General features: G+C 52.2%; 10 protein-coding genes and 1 pseudogene. All 11 read left to right on the top strand.

The window, feature by feature from the left end; all coding sequences use genetic code 11:
* The first annotated feature begins 91 nt into the window (after positions 1-91).
* Complete coding sequence (locus M0R47_RS15595; RefSeq protein WP_292556467.1) at positions 92-736, top strand: DUF3047 domain-containing protein; 645 nt, start codon at positions 92-94, stop codon at positions 734-736.
* Positions 737-738: 2 nt separating this feature from the next.
* Entirely contained in the window at positions 739-1,698 is a 960-nt protein-coding gene (arsS, locus tag M0R47_RS15590; protein WP_292556465.1) for an arsenosugar biosynthesis radical SAM (seleno)protein ArsS, read from the top strand.
* 11 nt (positions 1,699-1,709) lie between these two features.
* Positions 1,710-2,393, top strand: a complete 684-nt coding sequence (locus tag M0R47_RS15585) for a TIGR04283 family arsenosugar biosynthesis glycosyltransferase (RefSeq protein ID WP_292556463.1) — start codon at positions 1,710-1,712, stop codon at positions 2,391-2,393.
* A 266-nt stretch (positions 2,394-2,659) separates the two neighbouring features.
* Positions 2,660-2,971, top strand: coding sequence for a DUF2064 domain-containing protein (locus tag M0R47_RS15580; RefSeq protein WP_292556462.1), 312 nt, complete (start codon positions 2,660-2,662; stop codon positions 2,969-2,971).
* Positions 2,972-2,979: 8 nt separating this feature from the next.
* Positions 2,980-3,737: pseudogene (locus M0R47_RS15575) on the top strand (IS1 family transposase).
* A gap of 568 nt (positions 3,738-4,305) precedes the next feature.
* On the top strand, positions 4,306-5,841 hold the full coding sequence (locus M0R47_RS15570) for an ABC transporter transmembrane domain-containing protein (RefSeq protein WP_292556460.1): 1,536 nt from the start codon (positions 4,306-4,308) through the stop codon (positions 5,839-5,841).
* Positions 5,838-6,431, top strand: coding sequence for an ATP-binding cassette domain-containing protein (locus M0R47_RS15565; RefSeq protein WP_292556459.1), 594 nt, complete (start codon positions 5,838-5,840; stop codon positions 6,429-6,431). The genes M0R47_RS15570 and M0R47_RS15565 overlap by 4 nt, the downstream gene beginning before the upstream one ends.
* Before the next feature lie 847 nt (positions 6,432-7,278).
* The gene (locus tag M0R47_RS15560; RefSeq protein ID WP_292556457.1) at positions 7,279-7,500 is read left to right on the top strand and encodes a transposase; all 222 of its coding nucleotides are present in this window, start codon (positions 7,279-7,281) and stop codon (positions 7,498-7,500) included.
* 39 nt (positions 7,501-7,539) lie between these two features.
* Entirely contained in the window at positions 7,540-8,016 is a 477-nt protein-coding gene (locus M0R47_RS15555) for a hypothetical protein (RefSeq protein WP_292556455.1), read from the top strand.
* Positions 8,017-8,407: 391 nt separating this feature from the next.
* Positions 8,408-9,370 (top strand): hypothetical protein, encoded by a 963-nt coding sequence (locus M0R47_RS15550; RefSeq protein ID WP_292556453.1) that lies wholly within the window; start codon positions 8,408-8,410, stop codon positions 9,368-9,370.
* A gap of 33 nt (positions 9,371-9,403) precedes the next feature.
* On the top strand, positions 9,404-24,676 hold the full coding sequence (locus M0R47_RS15545; RefSeq protein ID WP_292556451.1) for a calcium-binding protein: 15,273 nt from the start codon (positions 9,404-9,406) through the stop codon (positions 24,674-24,676).
* Positions 24,677-24,683: the final 7 nt, after the last annotated feature.

The following is a 24,683-nucleotide window of genomic DNA, read 5'->3' as shown; positions in this document are numbered from 1 at the left end:
TCCCTTAACCTTTCACAATCAACGTTACCTATGTATTTGTGTATTGCATGATTAAAAACACAGATACCAAACAAGTGAGCAGGTAACCATAATGAGAAGACTGTCTATCACGTTATTGATGGTTTTTACAACTCAGAATCTGCTTGCTGAATCCAGGTTGATGATGGGTGAATTCAGCCGCAACCAGCTAGACGACTGGGAGCATAAAAGTTTTAAAGGCGAAACCCGTTATCAATTGCAAACCCTGGATGGCGTCGTGGCGCTAAAAGCCGACAGCCGCGACGCAGCTTCCGGCTTGTTTAAAGAGCAGCGCATTGATTTGGAACAAACGCCGTTTCTGAATTGGTCGTGGCGCATCACCAACCACTTGGAAGGGCTAAATGAACAAAGTAAGGCCGGCGATGATTATGCTGCCCGTATTTATGTGGTGGTCAAGGGCGGTCTGGCGTTTTGGCAGACCAAAGCGATTAATTATGTTTGGGCGAGCAATACATCAAAGGATAAAGTCTGGCCTAATGCCTTTGCCGGCGATCATGCGATGATGATAGCTCTGCGCGGCCCGGAAGCATCGACAAATGTCTGGTACAGAGAAAAGCGTAATGTGAAGAATGACTTGCAAAAGCTGTTCGGTAAAGACTTGCACATTATCGATGCCGTGGCACTGATGACCGACACTGATAACAGTAACCAGCAAGTTTCTGCCTTTTATGGCGATATTTGGTTTTCCAAGGATTAATCATGCACGACATTCGACCACTCTTAGCCAATAGCGACTTTCCAGCCATTTTCCGTAAGCCGCTGGAAATCCTGCAAGTCAACCTGGGCTATCTCTGTAACCTGAGCTGCACACATTGTCATGTCAATGCAGGGCCTAAGCGTACCGAGATGATGAGCCTGGAAACACTGGAGCAGGTTTTGGCGTTGGCTCAGGCAGCTAATATTCACACCCTGGACTTAACCGGCGGTGCTCCGGAAATGCACCCGCATTTTCACTATCTGGTGAAGGCAGCGCGCAGGCAGGGGATTAAGGTTATCGATCGCTGTAATCTGACCATTTTGGAAGATCAGCGCTATACTGGCTTGGCAGAATTTCTGTCCGAGCAACAGGTGGAAATCAGCGCCTCACTACCCTGTTATCTGGAAGAAAATGTCGATAAACAACGCGGTAAAGGCGTATTCAAGGACAGTCTGGCCGCCTTGCAGCGCCTGAACCGGTTGGGTTATGGTCAGCCAGACAGCCCGTTGCAGCTTAATCTGGTTTTCAACCCACAAGATGCGGTATTGCCGCCCGATCAACAAAGCCTGGAACAGGCCTACAAACAGCATTTGCTACAGCATTACGGCATCGTCTTTAATCGGCTCTATGCTATCGTCAATATGCCGATCCAGCGTTTCGGCAGTATGCTGGTCAGTCAGGGGCGATTTGATGCGTATCTAAACTTATTATGCAGCAGTTTTCGCGAGGACAATCTCGCCCAACTAATGTGCCTGAATACGCTGAGCATCGATTGGCAGGGCACTGTTTACGATTGCGACTTCAACCAGATGCTGTCTATGCCGTTGGGCGCGGTTGCTAAGCCACGCGTGCATATTGGCGATTTAACCCTGGACACTTTGAACGGTGCAGCAATTGCTACTGCTGCACATTGCTACGGTTGTACGGCAGGACAGGGCAGCAGTTGCGGCGGCGCTTTATAAGCAAGTCGATCATGAAACCACAACTCAGCATTATCATCCCTGTTGTCAACGAGGCCAGTCAAATTGCCATCAAACTACAAGCCTTGCAACCGCTACGGGACCGTTGCCAATTGCTACTGGTCGATGGTGGAAGCGATGACGACAGCGCAAAAATCGCCAGATTGCTGGTCGATCAAGTATTACAGAGCCCCCGCGGCCGAGCTCGGCAGATGAATTGCGGCGCGGCGGAGGCGCAGGGCGATGTGCTGTTGTTTTTGCATGCCGACACCCGTTTACCGGATAACGCCATAAACCTGATATTGCAGGCGGTTACTGATGAATACCCATGGGGCCGATTCGATGTCAGCTTCGACAATCCGCAGCCTGTTTTTAGGCTGATTGCGTTCATGATGAACTGGCGTTCGCGGCTGACCGGCATCGCCACCGGCGACCAGACTTTGTTCATGACTCGCCAGGCTCTTCAGGCCGTTGCCGGATTTCCTGATATCGCACTGATGGAGGATATTGCTATGAGTGCACGTCTGAAAAAGCTGGGTAGTCCGTGTTGTCTGACAGCCAAGGTTGTTACTTCGGCACGGCGTTGGCAACGATATGGAATCCTTAAAACCATCCTACTGATGTGGTGGCTGCGACTCAGGTATTTTTTCGGTGCCGATCCCCGCGAGCTGGTAGCCAGCTACTACCATAGATCTTGATGGAAACCGTTGTCCGTTTTAGCGTATTTCTTGGTATTTTATTTTGGTATTTATTAGTAATGGTGACTTTGAATATGTTCCCGTTTAAGCGGGTTGAGCTATGACCACTCTTTTCCCCAACAGCGTACTGCTGATCTTTTGTAAAGCGCCGGTGGCGGGGCAAGCCAAAACTCGGTTGCAACCGACGCTAACCGCAACCCAAGCCGCCGCCGCGCACCGACAACTGACTCGATTGACGCTGGATCGAGCGTTTCAACAGCCATTGTGTGACGTTCAGCTTTACTGCACTCCTGATACCAAGCATTCATTTTTTCGAACAGTGCGCCAAGTATTATCCTTTGGTGCTGCCTATGCAATGTGGCTCCGATCTTGGAGACAAGATGCTGAATGCCTTTAGTGACGCTCTGTCACAGTATTGCCATGCGATCCTGATCGGCTGCGATTGTCCAAGCCTTACTGTTGATGACTTGCAGGAAGTTCTGACAACTCTTCAAAGCGACCAACATGCCGTCATCGCTCCAGCTGAAGATGGTGGCTATGTGTTGGTAATGGGTCAAATATGTAATTTTCTCGTATAATAGCGGGTATGACCTGTTATCAAGAAATTACCTGCCCGGACTATGGCAGCAAGCAAATTATGAAGTCCGGCCGTAGCGCATCGGGTACACAGCGTTATCGTTGCCAACATCCGGAGTGCAAAACTAAAACGTTCATGTTGGATTACCGCTATAAGGCTTGTAGACCCGGTATCAAAGAGCAAGTTGTGGAGATGTCCATCAATGGTAGCGGTATCCGTGATACCGCACGGGTTCTCAAGATCAACAAAAACACCGTGATTAGCACGCTAAAAAAAGTCGAGCGGCCTCGTCCAGGTCAATCCAAATTTTCAGACCTTGAATTCGGCAGCAAATTTGGCGGTGAGATTAGAATTGGCTTGTGCCGAGGCTGAAATGGATGAGCAGTGGTCTTTTGTCGGCAACAAGTCCAATCAACGCTGGCTCTGGTATGCTGTTGATCATGCGACGAATATCGTACTGGCTTATGTGTTTGGCAAACGCAAGGATGAGGTATTCAAAGCGCTGAAAGCATTGCTTGAGTAGCCGCTATTACACCGATGATTGGGGGGCTTATGAGTGTCACCTTGAAATCGACAAGCATCAGGTGGGTAAGCGCAACACCCAAAAGATTGAACGCAAAAATTTGAATTTCAGAACGTGGATTAAGCGACTGACACGGAAAACAATTTGCTTCTCAAAGTTGGAAACCCTGCATGATACGGTCATCGGATTGCTGATTAACAAGGTCGAGTTTGGCCTGGGTAGCCATGCCAAATTACAGATTTAACCCACTACCCAATTTCAGTTGGTGCCAACTAACAGATAATTGTTCTAGCCCTGATGTACCAACGATCAGCAGTAAATATGCTTTCCTTTGATGTACAACTCGCTGGTATTCAACGCGATACTATTAAATATGTCATTTTGCATTTTTTGCTAACGGCCATTTTTTAACCTCCTATACCAGTTACTGCCTTTACATTTGGCGCTTTGGGTAACGGCATCGAAAGTTTGGAATTTCCTAGGATTAAGTTAGAAATTTCTTTGAAAAAAGCCAACTTTTTTCGCAAATTTTTACTAACAATAATGTAAGAAGCGTCCAAAATTTGCGCCATTTAGCGCCGTTTTTCAGTCAAGATAAGACAGTGTGTCTATTTGAAAAAACAGGATAGTGATTAACGGCTGGCAAGCTTAGACGCTCCTTTATTGTGGATTTGGCAAGTTTTCAAGCCGGTTAACACTCCTTCCTGCATTTAAGAAAATTGATGTATGCTACGGGATTAGTGTCCTAATTGAGGGGCTATTCTTTTATAATTTTGTTTAACCAAACAAAAAAACACCAAGAGAAGGAATTGATGCAACAAGAAACCCCGTCCCCCGGTGATATAAACAATGCAGATTTTGTCTGGCTGCTTGCCAGTTTATGCCAGCTACATCGTATTCCGTTTGATGCAGATTTAGTGATCAGGCAAAATCCGCCGCCACACACTCTGACCCAATTGCTTAAGGCGCTGGGTGATATGGGGCTGAAGACACAAACCGCCCGGTTCGATGTCCGGTCATGCAAGCGAATGGTTTTGCCGTTTATTGCTTTCGAAAAGGCGGTGTCTTTCGAGCCGCATCCTGCATCGACGGCTCTGGCTTTGATAATTCAAAGTGACGGAGAACAGGTGGTGTATTTTTCTGCGGGTACAGATCAACCGCATAGCGTTTCGGTTGACGAGTTTCTTGCCCGTTATGAGCAGGATGTAATTACCATTGAGAGAACCATACCGGAACCAGCGGAAGAGGGTGCCGACCTCAATCCTGGCCTTAAGCGTCAGCCATTCGGTTTCAAGTGGTTTATGTCCGAACTGCTGAAGCATAAAACTATCTGGCGTGATGTACTGCTGGCTTCGTTGGCTATACAACTATTAGGCTTGGGCATGCCGCTGTTCTCCCAGGTAGTCATCGATAAAGTGGTCGTGCATCAAACCCTGTCTACCTTGCAAGTGGTAGGTGTAGGGATGTTCATTTTCATGATGTTCTCTGCCGGGATGGGCTGGATTCGCCAGCAACTGATCCTGCATACTGGGAATCGGGTTGATGCTGCGCTCGGCACATCGGTCTTCCGTCACTTGCTGCGGCTACCGCACCTGTACTTCCAGCATCGGCCGACTGGTACGCTGATTGCGCGGCTGCATGGCATTGAAACCATCCGCGACTTTATCACCGGCGCGGCAGTTTCGCTGATTCTCGATTTGCCTTTTATGGTGGTGTTTCTGGCAGTGATGTTTTTTTATAGCTGGCAACTGACATTAATCGCCGTCGCGCTGATCGCATTGCTGGCCGGGTTGAGCTTTGCCATTACCCCCATACTGAGCACCCGGCTCAACAAGCAATTTATGTTAGGCGCGCGCAATCAGTCGTTTCTCACTGAATATGTGGCCGGCATAGAAACCGTCAAAGCCCTGCAAATGGAGCCGCAACTCGAAACCCGCTACGGCGATTACTTGGCCGGTTACCTGGGCGCCAACTATCAAACCCGCAGTCTGGCCAATACCTATCAAACCGTATCGAACCTGTTGGAACAATTCCAGACTGCGGCTATTCTCGTCGTCGGCGCCTTACTGGTGATGAACAACGACGGTTTCACTATTGGCATGCTGGTGGCGTTCCAGATGTTTTCCTCACGGCTTTCGCAGCCTGTGTTACGGCTCACCGGCCTGTATCAGGAATTCCAGCAAGCCAGCATCGCAGTCAAACGTCTGGGCGACCTGATGGACTGCCCGCCCGAACCGCATACCCTGATCCGACACGGCGTACTCAAGTCGAAGGGCGTATCGAAATCACAGGACTGGGTTTTCGCTATGCCGATACCCAGCCTTGGCTGTATCGCGGTCTCAATTTGATCATTCCGCCCGGCAAAACCGTCGCCCTGATGGGGCCGTCCGGATGCGGCAAAAGCACGCTCTCCAAACTGTTGCTCGGCTTTCTTATGCCTGCCGAGGGCATCATCAAAATCGACGGCGTGGATACCCGCTTTCTGTCCGCCAACGAGCTGCGCAACTCATTCGGTGTTGTCCCGCAGGAAACAATACTGTTCTCCGGTACCGTGTATGACAACCTGATTGCCGCGGCTCCCCACGCCAGCTTTGAAGATGTCGAAACCGTCTGCCGCATGGCCGAAATTCACGACCATATTCAAAGCCTGTCGCAGGGCTACCAAACCGAAATCGGCGAAAAAGGCGCCGGGCTGTCCGGCGGGCAAAAGCAGCGTATCGCCATTGCACGCGCTTTGCTCAAACGGCCGAAAATCCTCATCTTCGATGAGGCCACCAGCAACCTCGATCCCATCACGGCCGAAGCTTTCGCCAAAACCATCAACCAGCTAAAAGGCCAAGCGACGATGATCTTCATTACGCATCAATTGCCCAAAGCCTTGCAGGTCGATGGCCTGGTTCAACTAGGCGGACAAACCGCTGAGGCAGTGGCCGCGTAGTGAGAAATAGGAATACCGCATAGTTTTGTCGTGCTTGATAATGGCAATGGTTTTCGTGAAAGTTATGGCTTTGCACCCAGTGAAGAGCATAGTTTGATCAGCTCCGGCGAAATATATAATGATCTGGAGCATGAGCGGGGTTACACAACCGGGCTAATCGAACTAACTACCGAGCAATACAATGCCGTAGTAGATTTTATACGGGACAGCATTGTGCTAATCCACCTGATTACAATCTTCCTAAATTAGCATTCTTTTCCAAACACCGTTCAACAATACGCTCGATGGGTGACGGATCTAAATTATGTAAGACCAGACTCGACTTAAAAGCCTAATAAAAAGCAATAGAGTCTGAACCATTCCATGAGAGCCCGACGAGTGAATGGCGATTTAGTTAGTCTTTTAACTGAGTATGATGATGAACATAAACGTCGAATAAAATGCGGGTTTTCTTCCATTATTTCTTGAGCTAAAAAGTGTGACTGCTATCACAAAAGTATTGTTACCTTTACAAAGGTATGGATATTTAGTGTGTAACCGGACAAAATCAAGCTTCAGTCAACTTATTTGAAAAGCTAGATGCATGTTTAGCAAATACAGAACTTAAAATCTATATAAGTGAGTAACCAAGGATGACGACACACGACAGAGTAGTAATTCGGTTGATTACCAAAACTGATAAAAGCACGGAATGAAGATAAAAAGCCCAATTAGAAAGACCTCAATGAAAAAACAAAATCAATCCGATTTCATGGCAAGGTCAATGGAGTCTGACCCCTGCACGAAATGGACGAAATGGGGACGGAGCCCCACTATGAAATATCGCTAATATAGACGTAGGAAAAAGATGCCCCGTAGAGCCCGTATAAGACATGCGGGTGTACCGCAACACGTGATTCAGCGTGGAAACAACCGCGCAGCCAGTTTTTTCACAGACGAGGACTATCAATCCTATCTGGACAGCCTTCTGGAAGGCGCGATGCGATATGGCTGTAGCATTCACGCCTATGTGCTGATGACAAACCACGTTCATATGTTGGTCACGCCAGAAGCCGATGAAAGCCTGTAACGCCTGATGCGCTACCTTGGAAGCCGCTATGTGCAATACGTGAACCACGTCTACCGTCGTAGCGGCACGTTATGGGAAGGGCGTTATAAGTCCAGTCTGATTGACTCGGAAGGATACCTGCTGACGTGCTACCGGTACATCGAGCTGAATCCTGTTCGTGCGGGAATGGTGGAGAATGCGAGTAGTTATAGATGGTCGAGCTATGGAGCGCATGCGTTAGGTCAAATGAATGAATTGATACGGGATCATGCGTGCTATCTCGCTTTAGGCGCAACTGACGAGATCAGGCATGCTGCTTATCAAGCACTATTTCGTCATCAAATGGACGAGGCATCACTAAAAGCGATTCGTAAGTCGGTGAATAGTGGTACTGCCTTGGGTAGCGAACGGTTCAAGGACGAAATCGAAACGACGCTTGCAAGATCGGTTCGACTTGGAACGCCGGGGCGTCGTCCAAGGAAAAAAGAGGTCGATGAGATAACGAGACAGTGTGATCTTAACTTGATGAGGAAATGAGTGTAATGACGAACAACAGAATATCGGGCTCCGTCCCCTATTGTTGCAGTGTAATGATGAACAGGAATGTCGAACAGAATATCGGGCTCCGTCCCCTATTTTCCCAATTTGGTGATGCGGGCTCGCGAAAAAATAGCGACGGAGGCGACCTGCAAGTCTGTGAAATCAAATGCTGGATTGATAAACAGCAGATAACTCGACATATTCACTTAGAACGGCTTGTGCGGTTGGTGGCATGAGACGGTTCTTTATCCTTTTATTTGCACTGCTTTGGACATGGCTGGCATCAGGCACCCACAGTATGCTGAGCTACGAACATGCCACGGGTTATGCCAAGGTTAGTGAAAGCCTATTCTGGGGAGGTGTTGTTTCGCTGCCATTGTGGTTAGGTTTGCTGACTGCCGATAAAAGGTTCGGATGGATGTGTTATTTGCGTTGGTTTTGTGCGGCAATCTTGTTGTCGGAAGCGGTTTATATATTCATTGTCAGTTGGATGAAATTTTTAGTGTTTCCGCCAATGATAGCCGCAGTGATGTTAGTGTGGCCGGAGCTCAACCAGCAACCGATTTCCCCGACACTTGAACAACAGCGTCAGTTGAGAAAAAGTCAACAATGGAATTGGTTCATCCTTGCAGTGGTTGTGCCTGTCTTCATATGGTGGGGCTGGTTGCATAATCCTTTGCCCAGTGATGAGGAAATGATTGGGCATTTCAACCAGCACCGTGCCGAGTTTGAGCAATTGGTGCAAAAATATCGAAATTTTCGTCCAGCCAGAACATGGCCTGCCCCGCCAGAGTTGATTTCTTTTGAAAAATCATCGGAAGAAGTTAAGCGGTTGTTGTTGCAAGTCCAGGTCTACGGTCTTTCGCATGGGGGGGGCAAATGGATGCCCGAACCCTATTCCGAGAAAGCCGCCCGCTTTCGTTGGGGATTATCAACCCATACGGCCAATGTCAAAGACAAGCCTCTGTATCGAACCCTTGAAGATTGGAAACGGGAAATGCCGGAATTGTTTGTAGGCATTCCGCAAATCACTGAAACCGATTTGCCACATATTGATCGGTATACATCACTTGTAACAGTTCTACCTGGTCCATCGGTAGCCGCTCTGGATCGCTTCCCGTTGCGTTATGGAGGTATCACCAAACGATACTGCCATTTTCCGCAAATTCCACATGTGAAAGATGGGTACTTGCTTGAGCCTTGGCAAACACTGGATAAAAAGCCCTATACCAAACCAGCCGAGCGGGTCTTTGATTCCTTGGATACTTACCCGCCCAATTGGAAACGTGGCGAATGCGTTTTAAAACGTATTGATGATCACTGGTTTCTTTCTATGTGCCGTTACGCCTGACCATTTAACTAACTGAATAACAAGAATAATAAAATGAAAATTACTTATTTGACAATTGATGTCCAAACAGAAATATATGACCCTGAGGTTTATACATACGTTACCTCACAAGTAAACATAAAGGCGATTGATCTGGTTTTTGATAATCTTGGTATATCTAAAACCTCTGTCGCCGGAGCTATGGTCGAAGAAAACGACGGTTATGGACAAAGTCTGTTAGATACTAATTATATCAAGAACCTGTTGTCCGATTACTATGCACTATCGGCCGCTGACCCTGCTCAATTCACTGCTCGGATGAGTGAATTTCAGGATCCGCTGGTGGGGCTGTCAACCGCAGCGCTTGAGTTTGGTGTTAATTTGTTGCCGGATGCACGGCGAACTCACACCAAATGGGCGGCTCTTTATGCCCAAGTCAAAGATCAACCAGATACCGGCTTAGATGGTGTGGACAAATTTCTTAATCCTGTGTTGATGGATATGGGGAAAGCCAATATCAAATTGGCCACCGCCATTCGTTTGATTGAGGAGCATGGTAGTGACGCCCTCTTAATAGGCATAGACGTTGCCGGATACAGCAACAACTACGCACGGCTCGCTGACAATCTTGTCAATGATACCACTGGTCTCTCTGCCAAACTCTACGGTCTGATGATCAAAGAAGCCGATACTTGGTACACCGCCCCAGAACATAATGCCTATGGTGCTGATTGGGCGACCTTGCCTCAGGAAATCAAGGATGCTCTCTACATCACTTACACCAACCTTGGCCAGGACGCTATGGAGCAACGCTTTAAAGAAACGACTGTCAACGGCACATTTCCCTATGAACCTTTGCCTGCCTCCGGTACCGGCGGTGGCCTTAATCACCTCAGCAACTCCCTAGCTATTGCCACTGCCATTGGCGTAACTGATTACGGACAAGTTAATTTCGTTAGCGGCAGTGTCGGATGGATACAGAAAGCCCAACAACATGATGATACCGGTTTAGCCATTCGAGAAGCTTTATTTAAACTGCGTCCCTTTGTCGTTGAGGACGGTAATTACAGCAATGCCAATGGGCAGCTTGATCTTTACGATACTGCGACCGGACAAGGAAGCATGACGGAAGATTACTTGCGAGACCGCACCGACATGCTTGCTTGGAAAATGCAGTTACGCTATGACAATATCAAACCCGATGCCAATAATGCCTACTACAAGGCAGATTGGACAGGCTCGCCTTACTATTTCGAAGACAAAACCAGCGGTCTTAAAATCATCTTGGGCGACGCCGCCAATGCAAATCGCATCATTTTTGGTTCTGAAAATGCGGATACGATAGAAGGACTGTCGAAAGCCGACCATCTCTACGGCGGTACCAGCGATGACATTCTGACCGGCTTAGAAGGCAACGATTATCTTGAGGGTGGTATGGGCGCGGACACCCTCATCGGCGGTGCGGGCAACGACACCCTGATCGGTGGACAAGGCGATGACACCTACCTCTACCAGACCAATCCCTTTCACCCCACCCAGGGCGATGGCCTCGACACCATCCTCGACACCGACGGCAGCATTATCTATGACGGTATCCAGCTCACAGGCGGCGGCCAATACGGCGGCGCAGGTGTCTACCGCGATGCCGACAAGCACCTCTACGTGCAAACCGAAGAAGGGCTGGTCATCGACGGCAACCTAGTGGTCAAAAACTTCCATGATGGCGACCTCGGTATCAGGCTGCCCGGCCCATCCATTGTGAGTACCCCACAAACCACCAACGACATCATCGGCGACTTGGCCCCATTGGATAACAATCCCGATGCCGATGGGGTACAGACTGGGAATGATGCTAATGGTAACCTCATAACCGACCCCGGCAAGTCCGAAGCCGGCCGAGCCGATATTTTGTTCGACAGTGCCGGTAACGACCGTATAGTCAGCAAAGGCGGCAACGACCTCATCAAAGCTTTCCGCGGCGGCGACGATATCTTGATCGGCGGAACCGGCAGTGACATTCTCCTCGGCGGAGCGGGCGATGACCGTCTTTTTGCCGACGGCCAAATCACCGTTGCCGATGCCATCGCCAACGGCGACCTCCAAACCGGCAGTGGACTTAAGGGAGACTGGCTTGCCGGTGGCAGCGGCGATGACACCCTGGTAGGTAGTGCCGGCAACGATGTGCTGACCGGTGGTGATGGACAAGACCTGCTGATCGGTGGCGCAGGCAACGACGACATCCTGGGTGACCACAACATCGAGACGGATGGCTTTGATTGGTCGGGTACTGATTCGAATGATCCAAGCCCGCTTAAATATGCCAACCTTGCCTCATTTGCCCACCTTGACGCCCCCGGCGTCGGCGCCGATGTCATCTACGCCGGCAAGGGCAACGACAACGTCTGGGGCGGGCGGGGCAATGATTTTATCTTTGGGGGACAGGGTGAGGATCACCTTTATGGCGGGGACGGCAACAACGCCGATCAACTAGGCGGTAACGACTTCATCTGGGGCGGCTCAGGCCGCGACACCCTCTGGGGCGAGATGGGCGACGATTACCTGTACGGCGAAGAGGGCGATGACCGGCTGGAAGGCGGGGCGGGGAATGATGTTCTGGACGGGGGCGTGGGTGCAGATACCTATGTATTCGGAAAAACGGGCGGCCATGATGTGATCCGCCAGTTCGATGCGCAGAACGACCGCATCTTGTTTGAAGCCGGGATTCAGGCCAGCGATCTTAGTATAAGCAAGAATGCCAACGGCGACTGGGTCATTGCCATTAACGGCGCCGATGCCGAACTGACGCTGAGTGGATCCACAGGGTTTACTGGCGCCGTTGGTGACGACATCTTCCAATTTGCCGACCGTCTCGACCCTGGCGCATCTATAGGCATGGTGGACATGAACGGCAGTGGTCAATTGCAGAGCTTGCAAGAAGCGGCGGCTCAGTCTGTTGGCTTGACCGATACACTTGCTAACTATGCGTCCCAAACCACCCAATCAGGGCAGCTTGGCCTCCTTGACAGCCTCGTCCATGCTTGGGCCTCCACGTCGGGTGCGGGTGACACGCAAAACGCGTCTGAAACCATTCATGAGATCATCTATTTGGTGCCTGGACAGACGGTTGCTGACTACAATGCTGGTACGGGCTTGGTTTTTTCGGAGCCAGATCGGCAACGACTGGAGCACCTGAATGTGCTTCAGCGGGAGATTGCTCAAATGATCGGCACTCTGGAAAATTTCAGCGGCAAAAATTATTTCTATGTCGACCTGAGTGCGCTGCCCAACCGATTTGTGCAGATTTTTAATTTGGGCACCGGCCTTGAGGGCACCGCTGGATCTAATGGGGCCAACTTTGGTAGTTCTCGAACAGTATACGTCAATCTGTCCACAGACCAAGTCGGCCAGCTTTACAATAATTTCAATGCCCTCAAAGACTCGGTTTATGGTAGCCTAGTCTCGCAGACAAGGCTCAAATCTTATTTTGATGCCATCAGCCTTGAAGTCACGGGGGACGGCATTATTCATGACTTTAGCAGCATGAACAGCCTGCTCGAAAGCGCAAGGCAATCAAACTTCAAGTACGCATTGTACGACCTGGTCGATCTTAACCGTTATGCCGGCAAGCGGCTCTATTCCTTGGGTTGGGACGGGGCTGATCGCCTACGAACCTGGGCCGAACAGGAGGCCGGCACACCCGAAATAATGGACATGAACATGGATCTCAACTTTTGGGACACGCTTGCTGATAAAAGCGATGACCCATTTGCACCCTCGTTCGATTCATACGAGTATGAAGACAATGGGGTGGGACAGAATACGCCTATGCTGCCTAATGAGATTCAGCAATCTGTCAACGACGTCTTCACCGCCGCCCGCAACTGGTTCCAGCGCCGCGACCCGCTCACTCTCGACCTCGATGGCGACGGCCTCGAAACCGTCGGCATCGACTCCGCCAACCCCATCCTGTTCGACCACGACGGCGATGGCGTGTCCAACGCCACCGGCTGGATCAAGCCTGACGACGGCTTTCTGGTGCTCGACCGTAACGGCAACGGGCTGATAGACAACGGCACTGAACTGTTCGGCGACTCCACGCCCTTGTACGCAGGAGGCACTGCCGCCGACGGCTTCGCTGCCCTGGCGCAGGAAGATACTAACGGCGACGGCCTGGTCAACGCCGGTGACGCCAATTGGGACAACCTGCGCGTCTGGCAAGATGCCAACAGCGACGGCATCACCGACGCAGGCGAACTGCACAGCCTCGAATCCCTGACTATCACCGGGTTCCATGTCGCCAAATTGGAAAACACGACTCGTTTGGGCAACGGCAACCAGATTGCCGACCTCGGCAGCTTCATCCGCGACGACGGCACCGAAGGCACCGTAGGGCAGATCACCGGCGGCATGGCCGATATCGACCTTGCCGATAACCCCTTTTACCGCAGTTTTAGCGACACCGTCCCGCTCACTGAACAAGCTCAGACTCTGCCCGATATGCAAGGTTCCGGGATGGTGCGCGATCTCAGAGAAGCGGTCAGTCTGTCTTCCGACTTAGGCAGCGCACTGGCCGACTATGCCGCCGCCGATACCAAGGCCGGGCAGATGGCGTTGGTTGATGCGCTCATCAGCCAATGGGCCTCGACCAGCGATTTCCAGACCAGCATCGAAAAAGCCGCTGCCCAGAACGACCAACTGCTCTTCCTGGTGCCGGGACTGAAAGCATACGATGTGCTTGACGCAGGTTATGTCGCAGGGACCGGCGGCCTCACCATGCCTACCGCTACCGAGATTGCGCAGCTCGAAGCACTGAAGGCGCAACAGATTCATATCACCCAAATTCTCGGCATGCTGGAAAAGTTCAACGGCATGACCTTCGTTAATGTCGAGGAGCAGGGCGTGCGCACCGGGGCAAACGCGCTCCTGGCTCCGTGGAGCGACTCATCCTCCACGATCACCTCCAGTGGGGGCTTGTCCGGCGGTAGCGACCTGTTCGTCCTCACCCTCTCAGCTACCCAAATCAGCTTTATCGAACACGCTTATGAATCCCTGCGCCAATCCGTCTATGACGGACTGCTTTTGCAAACCCGGCTCAAACCGTATCTGGATACCATCAACCTCACTGTCACCGATGCAGGGATCGGCCTCGATTTCACCGCCACCAACGCCTTATTCCAGACTCGTTACGACCAAGCTCCCGGCGAAGCGATGCGTGATCTGTTGGATTTACAGCGCATTCAGGGCACCAGCCTTAACGGTTCAGGCTGGGATGGACTAGAACAATTGCGAGGCTGGCTGGGGGATGCGGCTAATAGCGCCGACCCGGTATTGTCAGCTACATTGGTTGCGGCGCTCACCGAATTCGGCTACCCCGGTCTGCACACACAGGGCGACGGCGGCTCCGGCAATGACGTGGTGATCGGTGCCGAGACCGGAGCCGTGCTCAACGGTGAGGGCGGTAACGATTTGATCCTCGGCAGTGCAGGCGATGACGTGCTCAGCGGCGGCGTAGGCACCGATACCCTTTACGGCGGGATGGGCAACGACACCTATCGTTTTAATCTAGGCGATGGGGTGGATACCATCATAGAGACGCACGGCGAGACCGGAACCGACACATTGCAATTCGGCGCCGACATTCGAGCCGGCGACCTGGATATTTTTATGGACGGCGACAAGCTGGTCTTTGCCCATATCAATGGCAAAGACAGAATTTCCATCGCCAACTGGTTCGATAGCTTTGCCGATGGAGCCCACAGGCTGGATACAGTAACTTTCGCAGACGGAGCCACCCTACAGCTTGATGCATTACAACTGGGAACGGACGGCAACGACACCCTTATAGGTACCTCGAACAGCGATATTCTGATGGGCGGTGCGGGCGACGATATTTTAATCAGCGACGGCAACGACTGGCTCAACGGCGGCAGCGGCGCCGACAGCATGAGCGGATCGATCGGGGACGACATTTATGTCGTCGACAACGCAGGCGACACTGTTATAGAACTGGAAGGGGAAGGCAACGATACTATCGATGCGCGGGTGAGCTATACCCTGGCGGCAAATGTCGAAAATATGCGCCTCATGGGGGCTTCCAGTATCAGTGGAACCGGCAACGAACAGGATAACATCATCATCGGCAATGCGGGGGACAACCTCCTGCAAGGCATGGGTGGTAACGATACCCTGATCGGTAATGCAGGCAATGATACTCTGGACGGCGGAGCGGGCATGGATACACTGGTTGGCGGAATCGGCAACGATACCTACATCGTGGATACACTGGACACCGTCACCGAACAGGCTGGACAGGGTATCGATACGGTAAAAGCCGATCTTGGCTACACCCGCGGCAATAACCTGGAAAACCTGACTTTGACCGGCACCAATGCGGTGGATGGCATAGGCAACGAACTGAACAACGTCCTGACTGGCAATAGCGTCAAAAACATCTTAACCGGCATGGCGGGTAATGATACGTTGGATGGTGGATTGGGCGCAGATACGTTGCTTGGCGGCACTGGCGATGACAGTTATGTTGTCGATAATACAGGCGACCTCGTCATTGAAAATGCAGCCGAAGGCATCGACACAGTCAAATCGTCTATCTCCTATACGCTGACCGACAATGTTGAGAACCTAACCCTAAACGGAACGGCGAATCTGGAAGGCACCGGCAACGTGCTGGACAACATCATCATAGGCAACGATGCGGCCAATACCCTAACCGGGCAGGAAGGCAACGATACTCTGGACGGTAAGGGCGGTGCCGATACGCTGATCGGGGATACCGGCAACGATACTTATGTGGTGGATAATGCAGGTGATGTGGTCGCCGAAAATGCAGCCGAAGGCATTGACACCGTGCAATCCGGCATCAACTATATATTGGGCGACAATCTCGAAAACCTCGTGCTCACTGGCAGCGCAATCACAGGCACCGGCAACGCATTGGATAATGTCATTATCGGCAACAGCAGCAACAACATCCTTGATGGCGGTGTGGGTGCGGACAGCACGGCAGGCGGTGCAGGTAACGATACCTATTTCCTCGATAATCTCGGCGACAAGGTCACCGAATACGCAGGCCAAGGTACCGATACCGTCATCAGCCCGTTCGACTACACGCTGGGCGCGAATGTCGAGAACCTCACCCTGACCGAAGGCACGGCACTGACCGGCACCGGCAACGAGCTAGACAACGCCATCACCGGCAACAGCAACGACAACATCCTGACCGGACTGGCGGGCAACGATACGCTGGATGGCGGTATCGGCGCAGATACACTGGTTGGCGGCACGGGTAACGATACTTACATCGTGGACAATCTGCTCGACACGACTATTGAAGAAGCGGGCGAGGGTATAGATACCGTCAAAAGCAACTTAACCTGGACACTGGCTGACAACCTCGACAACCTGACACTGACCGGCCCTTCGACAGGCTCAGGACAGGCGGCTTCAATTGATGGCACGGGCAACGTGCTGGACAACGTCATCATCGGCAATGCGGCGGGCAACACGCTCACCGCTCTGGAAGGCAACGATACGCTTGACGGCGGCACGGGTGCTGATGTCATGCTGGGCGGCATCGGCAACGACACTTACATGGTGGATAACGTAGGCGACTTGGTCATTGAAAATGTCGGCGAAGGCACTGACTTGGTCAAATCGAGCATCACTTACACCCTGACCGATAACGTAGAAAACCTGACCCTCACCGATCCAGCTCTGAACTCCGGGTTGGCTCCGGCCAACATCGACGGCACAGGTAACGTGTTGGACAACACGATCATCGGCAACAGCGGCAACAACATCCTCACAGGTCAGGAGGGCAATGACACGTTGGATGGCGGCAAAGGTGCGGACACCCTGATCGGCGGCGCGGGCGATGATAGTTATGTGGTGGACAATGCGGGTGACGTGGTCGTGGAAAATGCCTGGGAAGGCATGGACAGCGTCAAATCCAGCATCAGTTATACATTGACCGATAACGTCGAGAATCTTACCTTGACCGGCACGACTGCAATTAACGGCACAGGCAATGCGCTGGATAACAGTATCCTCGGTAACAGCGGCAACAACACGCTGGACGGCGGTGCAGGTGTCGATGCTTTGGCAGGCGGCGCAGGCAATGATACCTATATCATAGATAACACCGCCGATGCAGTGACCGAACTGGCAGGCGAAGGTACGGACAGCGTGTTTGCTTCGGCAGATTACGCACTCTCCGATAACGTCGAGAATCTCACCTTGACCGGCGCGTCTAATATTAATGCGATCGGTAATGCCTTGAACAACGCTCTCACCGGCAACAGTGCGGACAATCTGCTGAGCGGCCTTGCCGGTAGCGATACGCTCATCGGCGATGCGGGTAATGACACATTGGATGGCGGTACAGGCGCAGACGCCATGACCGGCGGCACGGGCAATGACATCTACGTGGTGGACAACATCGGCGATGTCGTCGTGGAAAACCTTGCCGAAGGTGCGGACACCGTTCAGTCTTCGATTACCTATACACTAGCCGACACCCTCGAAAATCTCACGCTTACCGGCAACACATCCATTAACGGCACAGGCAATGTGTCTGACAACGTCATCATTGGCAACGATAGTAACAATATTCTAAGCGGTCTTGCAGGCAACGATATGTTGATCGGCGGTGCAGGCAATGATGTCCTGGATGGCGGATCGGGTGCGGATAATATGGCCGGTAGTACAGGAGATGATATTTACATCGTGGACAACAGTGGCGATGCGGTAACGGAAAATGCAGATGCCGGCATGGACACCGTGCAATCTTCGATCACCTACACCTTGACTGACAACGTCGAGAACCTGACCCTGACCGGCACGAACAATCTGGACGGAACCGGCAATGCGCTAGATAACACTATCACCGGCACCGGCGGCAACAACCTATTGGACGGCGGCATGGGCGTGGATACCTTGGCTGGCGCCGCAGGCGACGATACCTACATCGTGGACAACAGCGCCGATGCGGTTGTTGAAAATGTAGGCGAAGGCATTGACAGCGTGTTTGCGTCGGCAGACTACATACTGTCAGACAATATCGAAAACCTGACCCTGACAGGTGCGGCGGACATCAACGGTACCGGCAATGCGCTGGACAATATCCTTACCGGCAACGGTGCCGACAATATCCTGAACGGGATGGCGGGTAATGACACGCTGGACGGCGGTATTGGCATCGATACGATGAGTGGGGGCACCGGCAACGATACCTACACTGTGGACGACACGGCGGATGTTATCGTTGAGAATCTCAACGAAGGGTCGGACAGCGTATTTGCTTCAGCGACCTATACACTTTCAGACAACATCGAAAACCTCGCGCTAACCGGTACGGCTGCGATTGACGGCAGCGGGAACGCTTTGAACAACGCCATCACCGGCAACAGCGGTGCGAACGTACTGGATGGCGGCGCAGGTGCAGACACCATGGCGGGCGGCATCGGCAACGACACCTACATTGTGGACAATGCCAGCGACAAGACGGTCGAAGCGCTCAATGCGGGTACCGATACCGTACTTTCTTCAGTAAGTTACACATTGGCGGCCAATGTCGAAAACCTTACGCTCACAGGTACTGCAAACATTGATGCCACCGGCAACGAAGTGTACAACATCCTGATCGGCAATACCGGCAACAACCGCCTGTACGGCATGGCGGGCAACGACAGCCTGAGCGGCGATCTCGGCAATGATTTGCTCGATGGTGGGTCAGGAGCCGATGCCATGGCAGGCAATGCCGGCGATGACACCTACGTGGTGGACAATGTAGGCGATGTGGTGACGGAAAATGTAAACGAAGGCACCGATACCGTCCAATCGTCGATCACTTACACGCTCGGCGCTAATATTGAGAACCTGACTCTGACCGGTGCGGCAAGTATCAGCGGCACAGGCAATGAACTCGATAATGTGATTGTCGGTAATTCCGGCAATAATGTCCTTTCCGGTTTGGCAGGGGATGACACGCTCACCGGCAATGCAGGCAACGATACGCTAAACGGCGGGGCAGGCGCGGATACAATGTCTGGCGGTGCGGGCAACGATATTTACGTGGTGGACAACGTGGGCGACGTCGTCACGGAAGGCCTGAATGCCGGAACCGATCTGGTGCAATCCAGCATCACCTACAAGTTGACCGACAACGTCGAGAACCTGACCCTGGCCGGCGTGGATGCTATCGATGGTACCGGCAACACGTTGAATAACACCATCACCGGCAATACCGCTGCAAACGTGATGGATGGCGGCGCAGGCGCGGATACCCTCAACGCCGGTGCGGGCGACGACACGCTGATCGGCGGCGACGGCAACGATACGCTGAACGGTGAGGCAGGAAACGACCTGTTGCAGGGCGATTCAGGCAACGACACTCTGAATGGCGGTTTGGGTGCGGATACCATGCTGGGCGGTGTTGGTGACGACACTTATACGGTAGACAATGCAGGCGATTTGATCATTGAAAACTTGGGAGAAGGCCTTGACCTGGTTCAATCGTCAATCACCTATACGCTCACCGATAACGTCGAGCACCTGACCTTGACCGGCACGGCGGCAATCAACGGCACAGGTAATGTGCTGGACAATATCATCCTCGGTAACAGTGGCGCGAATGTCCTTACCGGCCTGGAAGGAAACGACACGCTAAACGGCGGCGCAGGGGCCGACATGATGCTGGGAGGCGTGGGCAACGATATTTATATAGTGGATAACGCCGGTGATGTGGTCACGGAAAATCTTGACGAAGGTATCGATAATGTTCAGTCCAGTGTTACTTATACCTTAACCGGTAACGTCGAAAACCTGACCCTGACCGGCGGGTCAACAATCAACGGTACCGGCAATGCGCTCGATAACGTCATTATTGGTAATGCCGCCGCCAACGTTCTGAATGGAGTACTGGGCGCGGACAGTATGTCCGGCGGAGCCGGCAACGATACCTATGTGGTGGAAAATGCGGGCGACATTGTCACGGAATCGTTGAATGCGGGCACTGATCTGGTTCAATCCTCGGTCGACTATACCCTGACGGCAAATGTCGAGAATCTTACATTGACAGGTGTCGATGCGATTAACGGTATCGGCAACACGCTAAATAATATTATTATCGGGAATGCCGCCGCGAACGTGATCGATGGCGGAGCGGGGGCCGACTCACTCTATGGCGGAGCGGGTGATGATACGCTGATGGGCGGTGCAGGCAACGACCTGTTGGACGGCGGTACAGGTTCAGACGCGATGTCCGGCGGACTGAACGATGATACTTATGTGGTAGATAGCATCGGCGACATCGTTACGGAAATGTTCAACGAAGGAACTGATCTGGTGCAGTCCAGCATCACTTATACGCTGACCGACAATGTCGAAAACCTGACCCTAACCGGTACAGCTAATATCGACGGTACAGGCAACGCGCTCAGCAATACCATTCTCGGCAACAGCGGCAACAATATCCTGATGGGGCTGGAAGGCAACGATACGCTGAATGGCGGAGCGGGCGCGGATACTATGTCGGGAGGGGTGGGCAACGATACCTATGTAGTGGAGAATGCAGGTGATATCGTCACCGAGAATGCCGGCGAAGGCATCGACCTGGTTCAATCATCGATCAGCTATACACTGACTGACAATGTAGAGAACTTGACCTTGACCGGTACGAACAACATTAATGGCACCGGCAACGGGCTCGATAATGTTATCAGCGGGAACACAGGCGCGAACATTTTATCCGGGCTGGACGGCAACGACACGCTTAACGGTAATAGCGGTAACGATATACTGGATGGCGGTTTGGGCGCGGATATTATGACGGGTAGTGCAGGCAATGACACTTATGTGGTCGACAATGTCGGTGACGTGGTGACGGAAGCTTCGAATTCTGGCAATGATCTTGTTCAATCCAGTATTACTTATACCTTGGGTGCGAATGTTGAGAACCTCACGTTGATCGGCGCGGATGCGATCAATGGCACCGGAAACGCGCTAAATAACATCATCACCGGCAATGCCGCCGCGAACCTGCTGGACGGCGGGGCCGGTGCGGATACGATGGCGGGCAGTGCGGGAGATGATATTTACATCGTCGATAACGTCGGCGACGTGGTAACTGAAGCGGTCGGTTCCGGGGTAGATACGGTGCAGTCCAACATCACTTACACCCTGACTGCCAATGTCGAGAATCTTACGCTCACCGGTACTTCAGCGATCAACGGCACCGGCAATACGCTCGATAATGTCATCGTCGGCAATACCGCCGCCAACGTGCTGAACGGCGGGTTGGGCGCGGATACAATGTCGGGTGGAGCAGGCAACGATACTTACATAGTCGACAACAGCGACGATGTTGTGGTGGAAAGTACCAATGCAGGTATTGATACCGTACAAGCCAGCACGACTTACGCGCTTTCCGACAATGTCGAAAATCTCACGCTGACCGGCATAGCTAATATCGACGGCACTGGCAATGCACTGGACAATGTGATTACAGCTAACAGCGGTGTGAATGTGCTCGCCGGTCTGGGCGGTAACGACGCTTATTATGTGGGCAATACGTCGGACATTGTTTTGGAGAATGTGGACGAAGGCAACGATAGAGTGTTTTCTACTGCGACCTATATGCTTTCTAACAACGTCGAAAATCTCACGCTGACTGGCACGTCCAGTATCAACGGCACCGGTAATGCCCTGGACAACATCATTACGGGTAACAGCGGCGCCAATATACTCGACGGTGGAGCCGGTGCGGACACGATGGCCGGCGGCGCCGGCGACGATACCTACGTGGTGGATAATGCCGGCGATATCGTAACGGAAGCGCTCAATGCGGGAACCGATACGGTGCATTCCGGCATCATCTACACCTTGGGCAACAATCTGGAAAACCTCGTCCTGACGGGTACGTCCGATCTCAGCGGCACGGGAAATGCGCTCAACAATACGATCACCGGCAATAGCGGCAACAACCTGCTGGATGGCGCTGCCGGCGCCGATACCATGGCAGGCGGCTCGGGAGATGACACTTACATTGTGGATAATGTAGGTGATGTGATTGTGGAAGCGGTGGATTCAGGTTTTGATTCCGTGCAGTCGAGTGTGAACTACGTTTTAAGTTCAAATGTCGAAAATCTGGTTCTGACAGGGACTTCCGGCATCAGCGGCACGGGTAATGCATTGGATAACGTTATCATCGGGAACTCAGGAAACAACACATTGGGCGGCGATGCCGGAAACGATACGCTGGATGGCGGCATAGGAGCCGATACCCTGCTGGGTGGTACGGGCGACGATATTTACATGGTGGACAACGTGGCTGATGTAGTCAGTGAAAACCTGAACGCGGGAACCGATACCATCTTATCAAGCGTGAGCTTCACGCTCGGTGCGAATGTCGAGAATCTGGTATTGACCGATGCCGCCGATATCGACGGCGCAGGCAATCAACTCGACAATGTCATTACCGGAAATGCAGGCAATAACATCCTCAGTGGCGGCTCAGGCAATGACCGCTATGTATTCAATCAAGGCGGTGGCGCGGATACCATCCTCGATATGCAGGGAAGCGATACGCTCTACATCGGCGGCAATCTGACCGAAGCAAATTTGGAAGGCGTGCGTGATGGCGACAACATGGTCATCAACGTGCTCGGCACGAACGATTCGATTACCCTGAGCAACTGGTTTGTGCAAACCGAAGGCGTGAATCGCATCGAGTTTTCTGATGCCTCGTCATTGGACAGCATGGGTATCAATTCACTTCTGAATCGCCCGCCAGTCGCCAATGCCGATGCGATTGCTACCAACGAAGACAACGCACAGACCATCATCACGATAGCGTCCCTGTTGTCCAACGACACCGATGCCAATGCCGGTGATGTGATCACGCTGACCGGCTTTGATGGAATTACTGCCAACGGCAATGCTATTATCCAAGACGCAACCGGCAACCTCGTTCTGGACATCGGCAATCGCTATCAATCGCTTGCCGCTGAACAGACCTTCGCCGACAGTTTCGGCTATACCATCAGCGATAGCAAAGGCGCTACGGCGGCCGGCGTGGTCGATGTCACTATCGCCGGCAGCAACGATGCGCCGATTGCCGTTGCCGACATAGCCTTTGTGCAAGAAGATATTGCCATCACTGCAACCGGTAATCTTCTGGGCAACGACAGCGACATTGATCAAGGCACTGTCTTGAGTGTGGCCGATGCCGAAATCCGAACAGGCAGCTACGGCAGTTTAAATATTAATGCGAACGGCAACTACAGCTACGACACCGACAATGCTGCTCAGGCTGTGCAGTCGCTGGGTCGAACTGCGCAGGTGATCGATCATTTCGGCTACACGGTAACGGATGGGCATGTTGCCGTTTCCTCGACTCTGGACGTTTTCCTGAACGGGACGAATGATGCCCCAATCCTGGTAACTCCCTTAGCTGATAAGAACCTCACGTTTAACAAATCTTTTTCTTGGCAGATGCCGACCGGAAGTTTTACCGACATTGATCAGGGCGACACGCTTGATTATACGGCGACGCTGGCCGACGGTTCTGAGCTGCCGTCCTGGTTGAGCTTCGACGCCACCACTCAGACCTTCTCGGGCAAGACGCCGAAAGAAGTGGGTTTTGTGGATATAAGAATGACGGCTACAGACAAAGTGGCCGCTACCGGCAGCACTGAAGGGAGTCTTTCCGCCTCGGATGTTTTTCGAGTATCGGTTAGTCACGGCAACGAAGGTGTAGGCAATGGTGAAGATGCGCCTCCAGCCGGTCATGATGAAAACTTTAATGATGGCGCGGCCGCCATGCCGAGCCAACCGGGTGCGAAAGGCGGCAATGGCTATTCGGGATATTCACCGACATATTCGCATAGGCATGAAATAACGGATTATATCTCCGATACTGAAACACAAGAGCAGGACAAGCAAGCACCGGCTGCTGGAATCCGCTCATGGTTCAATCAGCAAAGCGCAAGCGAACAGCATTCATCTTTTGCCCAAAATCGGAATATCACACAGGACAGTCAGATCGATCGGCAAGTGAATAGGAGTATATCCAAGGGCATAGCCGGGAATGCAAGCTCAGAATGGGAAAGGATGAATGATCGACTCAAAAATCATCTGGAACAAACCAGCGCTGATGATGGCATCTTCGCGGAGTCCCACGCTGGCGCTAGGATGCCAGTACTTTTCGGCGCGAACGGTAACCAAGGCCTATCTCAGTTGGGTACGGGCAACAGCATGCAGATGAAGGGGTTCTCGGGACTTAAAGAGGGGTTGGAAAGGCTGGGTGGTTAATAGGCAA

Source organism: Methylobacter sp. (genome assembly GCF_023227905.1).
GTDB lineage: Bacteria > Pseudomonadota > Gammaproteobacteria > Methylococcales > Methylomonadaceae > Methylobacter_A.
Note: the sequence above shows the minus strand (reverse complement) of the source record. Positions and strands in the feature narration are given on the sequence as shown.